The organism is Streptomyces sp. GS7 (assembly GCF_009834125.1).
In the GTDB taxonomy this organism is placed as follows: domain Bacteria; phylum Actinomycetota; class Actinomycetes; order Streptomycetales; family Streptomycetaceae; genus Streptomyces.
In genome coordinates this window covers 5,176,155-5,192,255 of the sequence record NZ_CP047146.1, presented here as the reverse complement: position 1 = coordinate 5,192,255, position 16,101 = coordinate 5,176,155, and the positions used below count along the sequence as shown (strand labels likewise).

Annotated in this window: 1 protein-coding gene (cut by a window edge); it reads left to right on the top strand. The window is 75.2% G+C overall.

Translation table 11 applies throughout. The annotated features are described in order from the left end of the window. Window positions 1-340 precede the first annotated feature (340 nt). On the top strand, window positions 341-16,101 hold the 5' portion of the coding sequence (locus GR130_RS22725) for a type I polyketide synthase (protein ID WP_159510151.1). Its footprint extends 12,730 nt past the window's final position; the window shows 15,761 of its 28,491 coding nt (coding positions 1-15,761); its start codon is at window positions 341-343; its stop codon lies beyond the right edge, outside the window.

The following is a 16,101-nucleotide window of genomic DNA, read 5'->3' as shown; positions in this document are numbered from 1 at the left end:
CGAGGTTCGCCACGCGGACTCGTGAGCCGGGGCCGGCCTTTGGGCCCGGCCCGCGGGCCGAAAGGGAACCACCGCACACAAGGCGCCGGGGGTGCCGCGGATCATCCGCGGCACCCCCGGCGCCTTCTGTGCGGCCGGTCCGGGGGCGGGCCGACACTAGGGAATTCCATGGCCGCCCCCGTCGAGACTGGGCAGGTGGCGTGCGGGAAGTCGAGCTGCTCATGTCGGGCACACAGATAACTCAGTCGCTGTGGCACAGCTGTCCCCAGCGCCGGATGCCCACATCGAAATCCTCTGCTGTCCGCCGGTCTTGAGATGGGTTGGGTTGAACGTGGCGAACATCGACCAGGAACAGAAGCTCCGCGACTACCTCAAGCGGGCCGGCGCCGACCTGCGGCGCTCCCGGCAGCGCGTGAGCGAGCTGGAGGCGGCCTCCCGCGAGCCGATCGCGATCGTGGGCATGAGCTGCCGCTTCCCGGGAGGGGTGAGCAGCCCCGAGGAGCTCTGGTCCCTGCTCGTCGCCGACGGGGACGGCATCACGGCGTCCCCCGACGACCGCGGCTGGGAGCTGTCGGCCGAGGACGCCGGGGAGTTCTCCGGCGGATTCCTGCACGACGCGGCCGAGTTCGACGCCTCCTTCTTCGGGATCTCCCCCCGTGAGGCGCTCGCCATGGACCCGCAGCAGCGGCTGCTGCTGGAGTCCTCCTGGGAGGCCTTCGAGCGGGCCGGCATCGACCCGGCGGCGGTCCGGGGCACCAGGACCGGCATGTTCGTCGGGGCGATGCCTCAGGAATACAGGGTGGGCCCGGACGACGACGTCCAGGGCTTTGCCCTGACGGGCACCACCACCAGCATCATCTCCGGCCGGCTCGCGTACTTCTTCGGCGCCGTCGGCCCGGCGGTCACCATCGACACCGCCTGCTCGTCCTCCCTCGTGGCCCTGCACCTGGCCGCCCACTCGCTGCGCCAGGGCGAGTGCTCCCTGGCGCTGGCCGCCGGCGTCACCGTGATGTCCAGCCCCACCACCTTCGTCGAGTTCAGCCGCCAGGGCGGGCTCTCGCCCGACGGGCGCTGCCGCTCCTTCGCCGACTCCGCCAACGGCACCGGCTGGGCCGAGGGCGTGGGCGTCCTGGTCCTGGAACGCCTCTCGGAAGCCCGCCGCAACGGGCACGAGATCCTGGCCGTCATCCGGGGCTCCGCCATCAACCAGGACGGCGCCTCCAACGGGCTGACCGCGCCCCACGGCCCCTCGCAGCAACGCGTCATCGAGCAGGCGCTGGTCAGCGCGCGGCTCTCGGCCGACGAGGTCGACGTCGTCGAGGCGCACGGCACCGGAACCACTCTCGGCGACCCGGTCGAGGCCCAGGCACTGCTGGCGACCTACGGTCGCAACCGCGACGAGGAGCACCCGCTGCTGCTGGGCGCTGTCAAATCCAACCTCGGCCACACCCAGGCGGCGGCCGGCATGGCCGGCGTCATCAAGATGGTGCTGGCCATGCGGCACGGCCTGCTCCCGCGCACGCTCCATGTGGACGCCCCGTCCTCGCACGTCGACTGGTCCCAGGGAGCCGTGCGCCTGCTCACCGAGCAGGTCTCCTGGCCCCAGGGCGAACAGCCGCGCCGGGCCGGCGTCTCCTCGTTCGGGCTCAGCGGCACCAACGCGCACACCATCCTGGAGGAGGCCCCGGCCGTCCCGTCCCCCGAGTCCGACCAGGAGGACGCCGCGGTGCCGGCCGCCGAGACCGTGCCGGCCGGCGCCGTCCCGTGGCTCGTCTCCGGCCGCACCCGCGAGGCGCTGCGGGCCCAGGCCGCGCGGCTGCTCGACCACCTCTCCACCCACCCCGCTCCCACGCCCGCGGACGCGGCCTACTCCCTTGCCACGGCCCGCTCCGGCCTGGAACACCGCGCCGCCTTCCTCGCCGCCGACCTGGACGGTGCCCGTGCCGCCCTCGCAGCGCTCGCCGACGGCACACCTGCCCCGGGCCTGGTGCAGGACACCGCCCGGACCCGGTCCAAGCTGGCCTTCCTCTTCGCCGGCCAGGGCTCCCAGCGGCCCGGCATGGGGCGCGAACTCGCCGCTCGCTTCCCCGTCTTCGCCGCCGCCCTCGAAGAGGTCCTCGACCACCTCGACCAGGGCCTGCAACGGCCCCTGAAGGAGCTGCTGTTCGCCGCCGAGGGCACGCCCGAGGCCGACCTGCTCGACGAGACCGGCTACGCCCAGCCCGCGCTGTTCGCCATCGAGGTGGCGCTGTACCGGCTCGCCGAATCCCTCGGCATCAAACCGGACTTCCTCGCCGGGCACTCCATCGGCGAGATCGCCGCGGCGCACGTGGCCGGCGTCTTCACCGTGGCCGACGCGGCGGCTCTGGTACTCGCCCGCGGCCGCCTCATGCAGGCGCTGCCCGAGGGCGGCGCCATGATCTCCCTCGAAGCCACCGAGGAGGAGGTCCGGCCCCTGCTGGCGGGCCGGGAGGAGCGGGCCTCGATCGCCGCGGTCAACGGGCCCGAGGCCGTCGTCGTCGCAGGGCAGATCGACGACGTCACCGCCGTCGCCGAGCACTTCGCCGCGCTGGGCCGCAAGACCAAGCGGCTGCGCGTCTCGCACGCCTTCCACTCCCCGCTCATGGAGCCGATGCTGGCGGAGTTCCGCTCGGTCGTCGCCGGACTCACCCCGCAGGCACCCGAGTTGCCGGTCGTCTCCGGCCTGACCGGCACCCTCGCCACGGTGGAGCAGCTGACCTCGCCCGACTACTGGGTGGACCACGCCCGGCACGCCGTGCGGTTCGCCGATGCCCTCGCCTGGCTCGACGGCCACGGCGCCGCCACCTACCTGGAACTGGGCCCGGACGGCGTCCTGTCCGCCATGGCCCAGACCTGCCTGGCCGCGACCGGCGCCGCCGACGGTGTCGACGGCGTGCCCGCGACGCTCGCCGTGCTGCGGCCCGGACGCCCCGAGGCCGAGACCCTCACCACCGCGCTCGCCGGCCTGCACACCCGCGGCGTGACCGTCGAGTGGGAGCCCTACTTCCAGGGCACCGGCGCCGCGCACACCGACCTGCCCACCTACGCCTTCCAGCGCCGCCGCTACTGGCCCAAGAACGTGCCCGCGACGGGCGGTGACGTGCGCGCCGCCGGCCTGGGCGCGGCGCACCACCCGCTGCTGACCGCGGCCGTTTCGGTCGCCAACGCCGACGGCCTGCTGCTCACCGGCCGACTGTCCCGGCGCACCCACCCCTGGCTCGCCGACCACGCCGTGCGCGGCACCGTGCTGCTGCCGGGTACCGCCTTCCTGGAACTGGCCGTGCGCGCCGGTGACGAGGCCGGCTGCGGCCGGGTGGAGGAACTCGCCCTGGCCGCCCCGCTGGTGCTGCCCGAGGAGGGCGGCGTCCAGGTGCAGGTGTGGGTGGGCAGCCCCGACGAGACCGGCCGGCGCACCGTGAGCGTCCACTCCCGCCCCGACGGGCCGGAGGAGCTCCCCTGGACCCAGCACGCCGCCGGTACCCTCGTCACCGGCGAGCACCACGCCGACTTCGACGCCACCGTCTGGCCCCCCGCGAACGCCCGTCCGGTGGACCTGGACGGCTTCTACGACCGCATGGCCGACACCGGCTTCGGGTACGGCCCCCTGTTCCAGGGCCTGCGCGCCGCCTGGCGCAGCGGCGACGACGTCTACGCCGAGGTGGCGCTGCCGCAGGCCGCCGACGCCGACGCCGACGCCACCACGTCGTTCGGGATCCACCCGGCCCTGCTGGACGCCGCGTTGCACGCCGCGGCCTTCGTCGACCTGGGGGAGACCGCCCGCGGCGGCCTGCCCTTCCTGTGGCAGGACGTGACCCTGCACGCGAGCGGCGCGACCACGGTCCGGGTGAAGCTGACCGCGGCCGACGACGACGCGGTGGCGATCGCCGTCGCCGACACCACCGGAGCGCCCGTCGCCTCCATCGGGTCGCTCGTGCTGCGCACCGTGCCCGACGCGGAACTGGACGCCGCCAACTCCATCGTTAGCGAAGCCCTGTTCGAGCTGCGCTGGACCGAACAGCGGCAGGCCACCCTGGCGGCGCCCGCCTCGGTCGCCGTCCTCGGCCAGGACCCCTTCGGCCTGGCGGGGGCCCTCTCGACGCCGGACCGCACCGTCACGGCGCTGCCCGGCCCGGACGCCGCCACCCCCGTCCCGGACGTGGTCCTCGCCCCCGTCGAGGGCGCGGCCGGCGCCGCCGGCGACGAGGTCGTCACCGCCGTGCACACCCGCACCGCCGACGTCCTCGCGCGCCTGCGGACCTGGCTGCAGGACGAGCGGCACGCCGCGACCCGGCTGGTCTTCGTCACCCGGGGCGCGGTCGCCACCGACGCCCGGCAGGCGCCGGACCCGGTGACCGCCGCCGTCTGGGGCCTGGTCCGGGCGGCGCAGAGCGAACACCCCGACCGCTTCGGGCTGCTGGACCTCGACCCCGCCACCGTCGAGCCCGCCGCGGAACCGCTGGCGCGGGCCCTGGCGCTGGTCCCGGACGAGCCGCAGACCGCCGTCCGCGGCACCGCCGTGCTCACCGCGCGGCTCGCGCGCGCCCGGGTGTCGCAGCGCGCCACGGAGTGGGATCCGGAGGGCACCGTGGTCCTCACCGGAGCCACCGGCGGCCTGGGCCGCGTACTGGCCCGGCATCTGGTCGCCGAGCGCGGCGTGCGGCACCTGCTGCTCGCCAGCCGTCGCGGTGCCGAGGCCGGCGGCGCAGCGGAGCTCGTGGCCGAACTGACCGGGCAGGGTGCGCAGGTGACCCTCGCTGCCTGCGACCTGGCCGACCGCGCCGCCGTGCGGCGCCTGCTGGCCGAGGTGCCCGCCCAGCACCCCGTCACCGCCGTCGTGCACAGCGCCGGCACCCTCGACGACGGCGTGATCGAGTCGCTCACCCCCGAGCGGATCAGCGCCGTCCTGCGGCCCAAGGCCGACGCCGTGTGGCACCTCCACGAAGCCACCTCGGACCTGGACCTGGCCGCCTTCGTCGTCTTCTCCTCCCTCTCCGGCACCGTCGGCGCGGCGGGCCAGGGCAACTACGCCGCCGCCAACGCCTTCCTCGACGCACTCGCCCAACTGCGGCGCGCCCAGGGCCTGCCGGGCCTCTCCCTGGCCTGGGGCCCGTGGGAGCCCACCGCCGGCATGACCGGCGGCCTGACCGACGAGGATCTCGACCGCCTGGCCCGCATGGGAACGCCGGCGCTCACCGAGGAACAGGGCACCGCCCTCTTCGACGCGGCCACCGCCACGGACGCCGCCGCCCTGCTCCCGACCCGGTTCGACCTGTCCGTCCTGCGTCTCCAGAGCGAGATACCGGCGCTGTGGCGCGGCCTGATCCGCACCCCCGCCCGCCGCGCGGTGGTCTCCGGCTCCGAGGCCGCCGTCACCCTCGTGCAGAGGCTGTCCCGGTTGGACCCGACCGACCGCCGCGAGGTCATGCTCGACCTCGTCGCCGGCCAAGTGGCCGCCGTGCTCGGCCACTCCAGCACCGCCGACATCGATGCCCGGCGCCCGCTGCGGGAGCTGGGCTTCGACTCGCTGACCGCCGTGGAACTCCGCAACCGGCTCAGCGCGGCCACCGGCCTGCGCACCGCCGCGACGGTCATCTTCGACTACCCGACCGTCGACGCCCTCGCCGCGCACCTCCTCGCCGAACTCATGGGCTCCGAGGCCGCCACCGCGGTCGGCGCCCCCCGCGCCGCCACCGACGAGGACCCCATCGTCATCGTCGGCATGAGCTGCCGCTACCCCGGCGGCGTCGCTTCGCCCGAGGACCTGTGGCGCCTGGTGCGCGAGGGCACCGACGCCATCTCGGGCCTGCCCACCGACCGCGGTTGGGACCTGGACGCGCTCTACGACCCGGACCCGGACCGCACCGGCACCTCCTACTCGCGCTTCGGCGGATTCCTGCACACCGCCGCCGACTTCGACCCCGCCTTCTTCGGGATGAGCCCCCGCGAGGCCCTGGCCACCGACCCCCAGCAACGGCTGCTCCTCGAAGCGTCCTGGGAGGCTGTCGAGCGCGCGGGCATCGACCCGGTGTCCCTGCGCGGCAGCCAGACCGGCGTGTTCGCGGGCGTGATGTACAACGACTACGCCACGGTGCTCTCCGGCGGGCAGTTCGAGGGCCACCAGGGCAGCGGCACCGCCCCGAGCGTCGCCTCCGGGCGCATCTCCTACACCCTCGGACTCGAAGGCCCCGCCGTCACCGTCGACACCGCGTGCTCGTCCTCGCTGGTCGCCATGCACTGGGCGATGCAGGCGCTGCGCGCGGGGGAGTGCTCGCTCGCGCTGGCCGGCGGCGTCACGGTCATGTCGACGCCAGGTGCCCTCATCGAGTTCTCCCGGCAGCGCGGCCTGTCCCCGGACGGCCGCTGCAAGGCGTTCTCCGACGGCGCCGACGGCGTCGGCTGGTCCGAGGGCGTGGGCATGCTCGTCCTGGAGCGCCTCTCCGACGCCCGCCGCAACGGCCACCACGTGCTGGCCGTCGTCCGCGGCTCCGCAGTGAACCAGGACGGCGCCTCCAACGGCCTGACCGCCCCCAACGGCCCCTCCCAACAACGGGTCATCCGGCAGGCACTGGCCGCCGCCGGCCTGGCCGCCGCCGACATCGACGCCGTCGAGGGTCACGGCACCGGCACCGCCCTCGGCGACCCCATCGAGGCCCAGGCACTCCTCGCCACCTACGGCCAGAACCGCGACCCGCAGAGTCCCATGCTGCTCGGCTCCGTCAAGTCCAACATCGGCCACACCCAGGCCGCGGCCGGTGTCGCCGGCGTCATCAAGATGGTCATGGCCATGGACCACGGCGTGCTGCCCCGCACCCTGCACGCCGACGAGCCGTCCTCGCACGTGGAGTGGGACACCGGAGCGGTGCGCCTGCTCACCGAGGAGGTGCCCTGGCCGGGGACCGACCGGCCGCGCCGCGCCGCCGTCTCCTCCTTCGGCTTCAGCGGCACCAACGCGCACGTCATCGTCGAGCAGCCGCCGGCCAGCCCCGACCGGCGCGCACAGCCGGAGCCCGGCCCGGCGGTCGTGCCCTGGACCCTGTCGGGCAAGAGCCGGGCGGCGCTGCGGGACCAGGCCGCCCGCCTGCGGACCTTCCTCGACCAGCGCCCCGCCCTCGACCCGGCCGACGTCGCGCTCTCCCTCGCCACCACCCGCTCGGCCTTCGACCAGCGCGCCGTCGTCACCGGCGACCGTGACGAACTGCTGCGCGCGCTGGCCGACCTGGCCGCCGACCGCCCCGACGCGGCGGTCACCGAAGGCGAGATCGGCGGCACCGGCAAGCTGTCCGTGCTGTTCGCCGGACAGGGCAGCCAGCGACCCGGCGCGGGCCGGGAACTCGCCGCCCGCTTCCCCGCGTTCGCCCGTGCCCTGGACGAGGTGACCGCCGCCCTCGACGCGCACCTGGACCGCCCCCTCAAGGACGTCCTGTTCGCCCCGGAGGGCAGCCCCGAGGCGGAGCTGCTGGACCGCACCGAGTGGACCCAGCCGGCCCTGTTCGCCATCGAGGTCGCGCTCTACCGGCTGCTGCGCACCTGGGGCATACGCCCCGACGTCCTGCTGGGCCACTCCGTCGGAGAGATCGCCGCCGCGCACGTCGCCGGCGTCCTCTCGCTCCCCGACGCGGCCCGCCTGGTCGCCGCGCGGGGACGGCTGATGCAGGCGCTGCCCGCCGGCGGCACCATGATCTCCCTGGAAGCCACCGAGGACGAGGTGGCCCCGCTGCTCGCCGGGGGCGAGCACGAGGTGTCCCTCGCCGCCGTCAACGGCCCCCGCGCCGTCGTCGTCGCCGGAGAGCCGGCCGCGGCCGAGGAGGTCGCCGCCCACTTCGCCGCGCAGGGCCGCAGGACCAAGCGCCTGAAGGTCAGTCACGCGTTCCACTCGCCGCTCATGGAGCCCGCGCTCGACGACCTGCGCGAGGTTGCCGCGCAGCTCACCTACGGCGCGCCGGAGGTGACCGTCGTCTCCGGCCTCACCGGACGGCCCGCCACCGACGACGAGCTGCGCTCCGCGGACTACTGGGTCGCGCACGCCCGCGGCACCGTCCGCTTCGCCGACACCGTGCGCGCCGCACACGACTGCGGCGCCGGCACCTTCCTCGAACTCGGCCCCGACAGCGTGCTGTCGGCGCCCGCCCAGGACACCCTGGGCGACGAGACGGACGCGGACTTCGTCGCGCTGCTGCGCGGCGGGCGCGGCGAGGAGCGCAGCGTGGCCACCGCGCTCGCCCGCCTGCACGTACGGGGCACGGCCGTCGACTGGTCCGGGTACCTCGCCGGCACCGGAGCCCGCCTCCTCGACCTGCCCACCTACGCCTTCCAGCACGAGCACTACTGGCCGGAGCCGGCCCCGGTCCGTCTCGCGCAGGGCGCCCCCGACCCCGCGGACGCCGACCTGTGGGGCGCCGTGGAACGCGGCGACGCCACCGAACTGGCCACCCTCCTGGGGCTCCGCGACGAACAGCACGCCTCCCTGTACGCGCTGCTGCCCGCGCTGTCCTCCTGGCGCCAGCACCGGCACGAGAAGGCCCTGCTGGACTCCACCCGCTACCGCGTCGCCTGGCGCCCCGTGCGGGCGAGTGCCGCGCCCGTCCTCGACGGCACCTGGCTGCTCGTCACCACCGACGGCATCGACAGCGACGAGGTCCGCGACGCGCTGCGCGGCCACGGAGCCCAGTTCGAGACCCTCGTCCTGGACGCCGCCTGCCACGACCGCGCCGAACTCGCCACCCGACTCGACGCGGTGCGGGCACCGGACCGCGCCTTCGCCGGCATCCTGTCCCTGCTCCCGCTCGCCGACGGCCCCGGCACCGAGGTCGGCGCCGAGCCGCCCACCGGGCTCGCGCTGAGCCTCGTCCTGATCCAGGCACTGGCCGACACCGATCTCGCCGCCCCGCTGTGGACCCTGACCCGCGGCGCCGTCACCACCGGCGCCGACGACCCGGTCACCGACCCGCTCCAGGCCGCCGTCTGGGGCCTGGGCCGGGTCGCCGCCCTGGAGCACCCGCAGCTGTGGAGCGGCCTGCTCGACCTGCCGCCCGCCCTCGACGCCCCCGCCACCCAACACCTGGTCAGCGCGCTGGCCGCACGGGGCGGCGAGGACCAGATCGCCCTCCGCGCCACCGGAGCGCTCGGCCGGCGCCTGGTGCGCCACCCGCAGGCCGAACTGCCCCCGGCCGAGGCGTTCACCGCGCGCGGCACCGTCCTCGTCACCGGCGGCACCGGAGCGCTCGGCGCCGAGGTGGCCCGCTGGCTCGCCCGCAGCGGCGCCGAGCACCTCCTCCTCACCAGCCGCCGCGGACCCGACGCCCCCGGCGCCGGTGAACTGGCCGCGGAAATCGAGAGCTTGGGGGCCGAGGTCACCATCGCGGCCTGCGACACCGCCGACCGTGACGCGCTCGCCGCGCTTCTGGCCGCCGTCCCCGCGAGGCACCCGCTGACCGGCGTCGTGCACGCGGCCGGCGTCGGCCAGAACGCCGCCCTCACCCACACCCCGCTGGCGGACGCCGCGGCGGCGATGTCCGCCAAGATGCTCGGCGCGGCTCACCTCGACGCCCTCCTGGAGGGCCACGACCTGGACTTCTTCGTCCTCATCTCGTCGATCGCCGGCGTGTGGGGCAGCGCCGGGCAGAGCGCCTATGGCGCCGCCAACGCCTACCTCGACGCCCTCGCCGAGCACCGGCGCGCCCGCGGCCTGCCCGCCACCTCGGTGGCCTGGGGCCCCTGGGCCGAGGCGGGCATGGCCACCGACGAGGCCGTCACGAACCAACTCCACCAGCGCGGACTGCGTTTCCTCGCACCCGCGACCGCCCTGGCCGAACTGCGGCGCGCACTCGTCCACGACGACGCCACGGTCACCGTCGCCGACATCGACTGGGAGCGCTACCACCCCCTCTTCACCTCCGCCCGCCCCAGTGTCCTGTTCGACGAACTGCCCGACGTCCAGGCCCTCGTCCACGCCGACGGCGCGGGCGAGAGCGCCGCGTCGCAGTTCGCCGCCCGCCTGCGCGGCCTGGACCAGGACGAGCAGGAGCGGCTGCTGGCCGACCTGGTGCGCGCCGAGGCGGCCGTCGCCCTCGGCCACGACTCCCCGGACGCCATCTCGGAGCGGCGGGCCTTCCGCGACGCAGGCTTCGACTCGCTGACCGCGGTGGAACTGCGCAAGCGGCTGGCCGCCCTCACCGGCCTGGCGCTGCCCGCCACCCTCGTCTTCGACCACCCGACCCCCGCCGTCCTCGCCCGCCACCTGCGCGAGGAACTCCTGGGCACCGGCGGCGCCCAGGCCGCCCCGACGGCCGTGGCCGCGTCGACGTCGGGAGGCTTCGACGAGCCCATCGCCATCGTCGGCATGAGCTGCCGGTTCCCCGGCGGCGTCCGCTCCCCGCAGCAGCTCTGGGACCTCGTCAGCGACGGCGTCGACGCGATCACCGACTTCCCCGTCAACCGCGGCTGGAACACCGAGCTCTACCACCCGGACCCGGACAACCCCGGCACCACGTACTCCACCCAGGGCGGCTTCCTGCACGACGCGGGCGAGTTCGACGCCTCCTTCTTCGGCATCTCGCCGCGCGAGGCGCTGTCCATGGACCCCCAGCAGCGGCTGCTGCTGGAGACCACCTGGGAGGCGTTCGAGCACGCCGGCATCGACCCCACCACCGTCCACGGCAGCGCGACCGGCACCTTCGTCGGCTCCACCTACCAGGAGTACGGACTCGGCGTCGAGGACGGTTCCGCCGGCCACCTGGTGACCGGCACCAGCCCCAGCGTGCTCTCCGGGCGCCTGGCCTACCTCTTCGGCCTCGAAGGGCCGGCCGTCACCGTCGACACCGCCTGCTCCTCGTCCCTGGTCGCCCTGCACCTGGCCTGCCAGTCGCTGCGCAACGGCGAGAGTTCCCTGGCCCTGGCCGGCGGCGCGACCGTGATGACCAACCCCAACCCGTTCGTCGCCTTCAGCCGGCAGCGGGCCCTGGCCAACGACGGCCGCTGCAAGGCGTTCTCCGACGGCGCCGACGGCATGACCCTCGCCGAAGGCGTCGGGATCCTCGTCCTGGAACGCCTCTCCGACGCCCAGCGCAACGGCCACGAGGTCCTCGCCGTCGTCCGCGGCTCGGCCATCAACCAGGACGGCGCCTCCAACGGCCTGTCCGCACCCAACGGCCCGTCCCAGCAGCGCGTCATCCGCCAGGCCCTGGCCAACTCCCGCCTGGCCCCTGCGGACATCGACGCCGTCGAGGCCCACGGGACCGGCACCGCCCTGGGCGACCCCATCGAGGCGCAGTCCCTGCTCGCCACCTACGGCCGGGACCGCGACCCGCAGAGCCCGCTACTGCTGGGCTCCGTCAAGTCCAACATCGGCCACACCCAGTCGGCGGCCGGCGTGGCCGGCGTCATCAAGATGATCCTGGCCCTGCGCAACGGACAACTGCCGCGCACCCTGCACGCGGAGACACCCTCCGGCCACGTCGACTGGACCCCGGGCACCGTCTCCCTGCTGACCGAACCCGCCGACTGGCCCGAGGGCGAGCGGCCGCGCCGCTGCGCGGTCTCCTCCTTCGGCATCAGCGGGACCAACGCCCACACCATCCTCGAAGAGGCCCCCCGCCCGCACGAGACGGCCCCCGCGCCGGCGGTGCCCCCGGCCGGCGGCGCCGTCCCGTGGGTGCTGTCCGCCCGGACCCCCGGAGCCCTGCACGCCCAGGCCGCGAACCTGGCCGCCCACCTCGACGGCGGGCAGGCGCCCGACGCGGTGGACGTCGGCCACAGCCTGGTGGCCTCGCGCACCCTCTTCGACCACCGCGCCGTCGTCGTCGGCACCGACGACCGGAGCCGCCGCGCGGCACTCGACGCCCTCGCCGCCGGCGGCTCCGCCCCCGGTCTCGTCCAGGGCACCGCCGACACCGAGGGCAAGACCGTCTTCGTCTTCCCCGGCCAGGGCTCCCAGTGGGTCGGCATGGGCGCACGGCTCCTTGAGGAGTCCCCGGTCTTCGCCGAGCGCCTGACCGAATGCGCCACCGCCCTCTCGGAGTTCACCGACTGGTCCCTGCTCGACGTGCTGCGCCAGGCCGACGGCGCGCCGACGCTGGAGCGCGTCGACGTCGTCCAGCCCGCCTCCTTCGCCGTCATGGTCTCCCTGGCCGCGCTGTGGGCCTCCCACGGCATCACCCCCGACGCCGTGGTCGGCCACTCGCAGGGCGAGATCGCCGCGGCGGCCGTCGCCGGGGCGCTCTCCCTGGAGGACGCGGCCCGCGTCGTCGCGCTGCGCAGCCAGGCCATCGCCCGCGGGCTGGCCGGAACCGGCGGCATGATGTCGGTCCCGCTGCCCGTCGCCGACGTCGAAGCGCGCCTCGCCGGGTACGAGAACCTCTCGGTCGCCGCGGTCAACGGCCCCCGGTCCACCGTCGTCGCCGGCGCCGTCGCCCCGCTGGACGCCCTCCAGGCCGAGCTGGTCGGCGAGGACATCCGCGCCAAGCGCATCGCCGTGGACTACGCCTCGCACTCCGCCGAGGTCGAGCGGGTGCGGGACGAACTGCACACCGTCCTCGCGCCGGTGCGCCCGGGCCCGTCGCAGGTGCCGTTCTTCTCCACCGTCACCGGCGACTGGCTGGACACCACCGGCATGGACGCCGACTACTGGTACACCAACCTGCGGCAGACCGTGCGCTTCCAGCCCGCCATCCGCGAACTCCTCGCCCAGAACCACCACTTCTTCATCGAGGTCAGCTCCCACCCCGTACTCGCCACGGGCGTCCAGGCCACCGCCGAGGAAGCCGGCAGCCCGGCCGCGGTGCTCGGCACGCTCCGGCGCGACGCGGGCGGCACCGACCGCTTCCTGACCTCCCTCGCCGAGGCGTTCGTCAGGGGCGCGCACGCCGACTGGCCCGGTGTCTTCGCCGGCACCGGTGCCCGCCGGGTACCCCTGCCCACCTACGCCTTCCAGCGCGAGCAGATGTGGGCCATCCCCGACCGGCCTCGGCACCGGCCCGAAGCGGACCCCGCGGACGCGGAGTTCTGGACCGCGGTGGAGGAGGCGGACGTCGACTCCCTCGCCTCCAGCCTGCGCGTGGACCGCACCGCGCTGGAGCCCGTCCTGCCGGCCCTGACCGACTGGCGCCGGCGCCGCCGCGACCTGGCGGCCGTGGACTCCTGGCGCTACCGCGCCGCCTGGCAGCCGCTGACCGCCCTCCCCACGGCGGCCCTGACCGGCACCTGGCTCGTCGTCACCACCGAAGACACCGCCGGCGAGGACATCACCGGCGCCCTCGCCGCGCACGGCGCCCAGGCACGCACCCTCGTCCTCGACGACTCCTGCCTGGACCGTGCGACGCTGGCCGCGCGCCTGACCGACCTCGACGGCGCCGCGGACCTCGCGGGCGTGGTGTCGCTGCTGGCCGCGGCAGAGGAGCCGAGCCCGCGCCACCCGGCGCTCAGCCGTGCGGTGGCCCTGACCGTCGGGCTCGTCCAGGCACTCGGCGACACCGGGATCGACGCACCCCTGTGGTGCCTGACCCGGGGCGCCGTCTCCACCGGCCGCGCGGACCGGCTCACGCGCCCCGCCCAGGCCCAGATCCACGGCCTCGGCTGGACGGCCGCCCTCGAACACCCGGACCGCTGGGGCGGTCTGGTCGACCTGCCCGAGGTACTGGACCCGCGAGCCGGTGAGCGCCTGGCCGCGGTCCTGACCGGCCGCACCGGCGAGGACCAGCTCGCCGTCCGCGCCTCGGGCGTCCTCGCCCGCCGCGTCGTGCGCGCCACCCCCGCGGACACCGCCCCGGCCAACCCCTGGACGCCGAGGGGCACCACCCTCGTCACCGGCGGCACCGGCACGCTCGCCCCGCACCTGGCGCGCTGGCTCGCCCAGCAGGGCGCCGAGCACGTCGTGCTCACCAGCCGCCGCGGCCCGGCCGCCCCCGGATCCGACGACATCGTCCGGGAACTGGCCGAGTCGGGCTGCGAGGCCGACGTCGTCGCCTGCGACCTGACCGACCGCGACGCGGTCGCCCAGATGCTCGCCACGCTCGCGGCCGAGGGCCGCACCGTGCGCACCGTCGTGCACACCGCCGTCACCATCGAGCTGGCGACGCTGCACGAGACGACCCTCGACGACTTCGCACGGGTCATGGACGCCAAGGTCACCGGAGCCCGGCACCTGGACGAACTGCTCGGCGACGACCTCGACGCCTTCGTCCTGTACTCGTCCACCGCCGGCATGTGGGGCAGCGGCGCCCACGCCGCCTACGTCGCCGGCAACGCCTACCTCGACGCCCTGGCCGAACACCGCCGCGCCCGCGGCGCCCGGGCCACCGCCGTCTCCTGGGGCATCTGGGCCGACGACCTCAAGCTCGGCCGCGTCGACCCCGGCCAGATCCGCCGCAGCGGACTGGTCTTCATGGACCCGCAGTTGGCCCTCACCGGGCTGCGCCAGGCCCTCGACGACGACGAGACGCACCTGGCCGTCGCCGACGTGGACTGGGAGCGCTACCACCCGGTCTTCACCGCCGCGCGGCCCACCCGGCTCTTCGACGACCTGCCCGAAGTCCGGCGGCTCGCGGAGCACACCGCCCAGGTCGAGGACTCCGGCAGCGAGTTCGCCAACCGGCTCCTCGGGCTGGCCGCCGTCGAGCAGGAGAGGCTCCTGCTCGACCTCGTCCGCGGCGAGGCCGCCACCGCGCTCGGCCACGCCTCACCCGACGTGCTCTCCGGACAACGCGCCTTCCGCGACGTCGGATTCGACTCGCTGACCGCCGTCGACCTGCGCAACCGGCTCGCCGCCGTGACCGGGCTCGCGCTGCCGAGCACCATGGTCTTCGACTACCCCAACCCGCCGGCCCTCGTCGCCTTCCTCCGCGAATCCCTCGTCGGGTCCGCCACGGGCACCACCACCACGGCCACGCACACCGCCGCCGACGACGAGCCCATCGCCATCATCGGCATGAGCTGCCGCTACCCCGGCGGCATCGGCTCACCGGAGGACCTGTGGCGCCTGGTCGCCGAGGGGGGCGACGCCACCAGCGAGTTCCCCACCGACCGCGGCTGGGACGCCGAGGGCCTCTACGACCCCGACCCCGACCGGGCCGGCCACACCTACTCGACCCGGGGCGGTTTCCTCCACGACGCCGCCGCATTCGACGCCTCCTTCTTCGGCATCTCGCCCCGCGAGGCGCTGGCCATGGACCCGCAGCAGCGGCTGCTGCTGGAGACCTCCTGGGAGGCGATGGAGCGTGCCGGCATCGACGCCGCCACCCTGCGCGGCACCAGCACCGGCACCTTCATCGGCGCCAGTTACCAGGACTACGGAGCCGCCGGCGCGAGCCAGGAGGGCGCCGAGGGACACCTGATCACCGGCACCATCTCCAGCGTCCTGTCCGGCCGGCTCTCCTACACCTACGGCTTCGAGGGCCCGGCCGTCTCCCTCGACACCGCCTGCTCCTCGTCCCTGGTCGCCCTGCACCTGGCCTGCCAGTCCCTGCGCAACGGCGAGAGCACCCTGGCCCTCGCGGGCGGCGTCAGCATCATGTCCACGCCCGGCGCCTTCGTCGGCTTCAGCCGGCAGCGTGCGATGGCCCCCGACGGCCGCTGCAAGGCGTACTCCGACCAGGCCGACGGCATGAGCCTGGCCGAGGGCGTCGGCCTGGTCCTCGTCGAACGGCTCTCCGACGCCCGCCGCAACGGGCACCAGGTCCTGGCCGTCATCCGCGGCTCCGCGGTGAACCAGGACGGCGCCTCCAACGGGCTGACCGCGCCCAACGGCCCGTCCCAGCAGCGCGTCATCCGCCAGGCCCTGGCCAACGCCAAGGTGGACGCCGACAGCGTCGACGTCATCGACGGCCACGGCACCGGCACCGCCCTCGGCGACCCCATCGAGGCGCAGGCCCTGCTCGCCACCTACGGCCGGGAGCGCGACCCCGAGCACCCACTGCTCCTGGGCTCGGTGAAGTCCAACATCGGCCACACCCAGATGGCGTCCGGCGTCGCCAGCGTCATCAAGATGGTCATGGCCATGCGCCACGGCACCGTGCCGCAGAGCCTGCACATCGACCGGCCCTCCGCACACGTCGACTGGAGTTCCGGCGCCCTCCACCTGCTCACCGA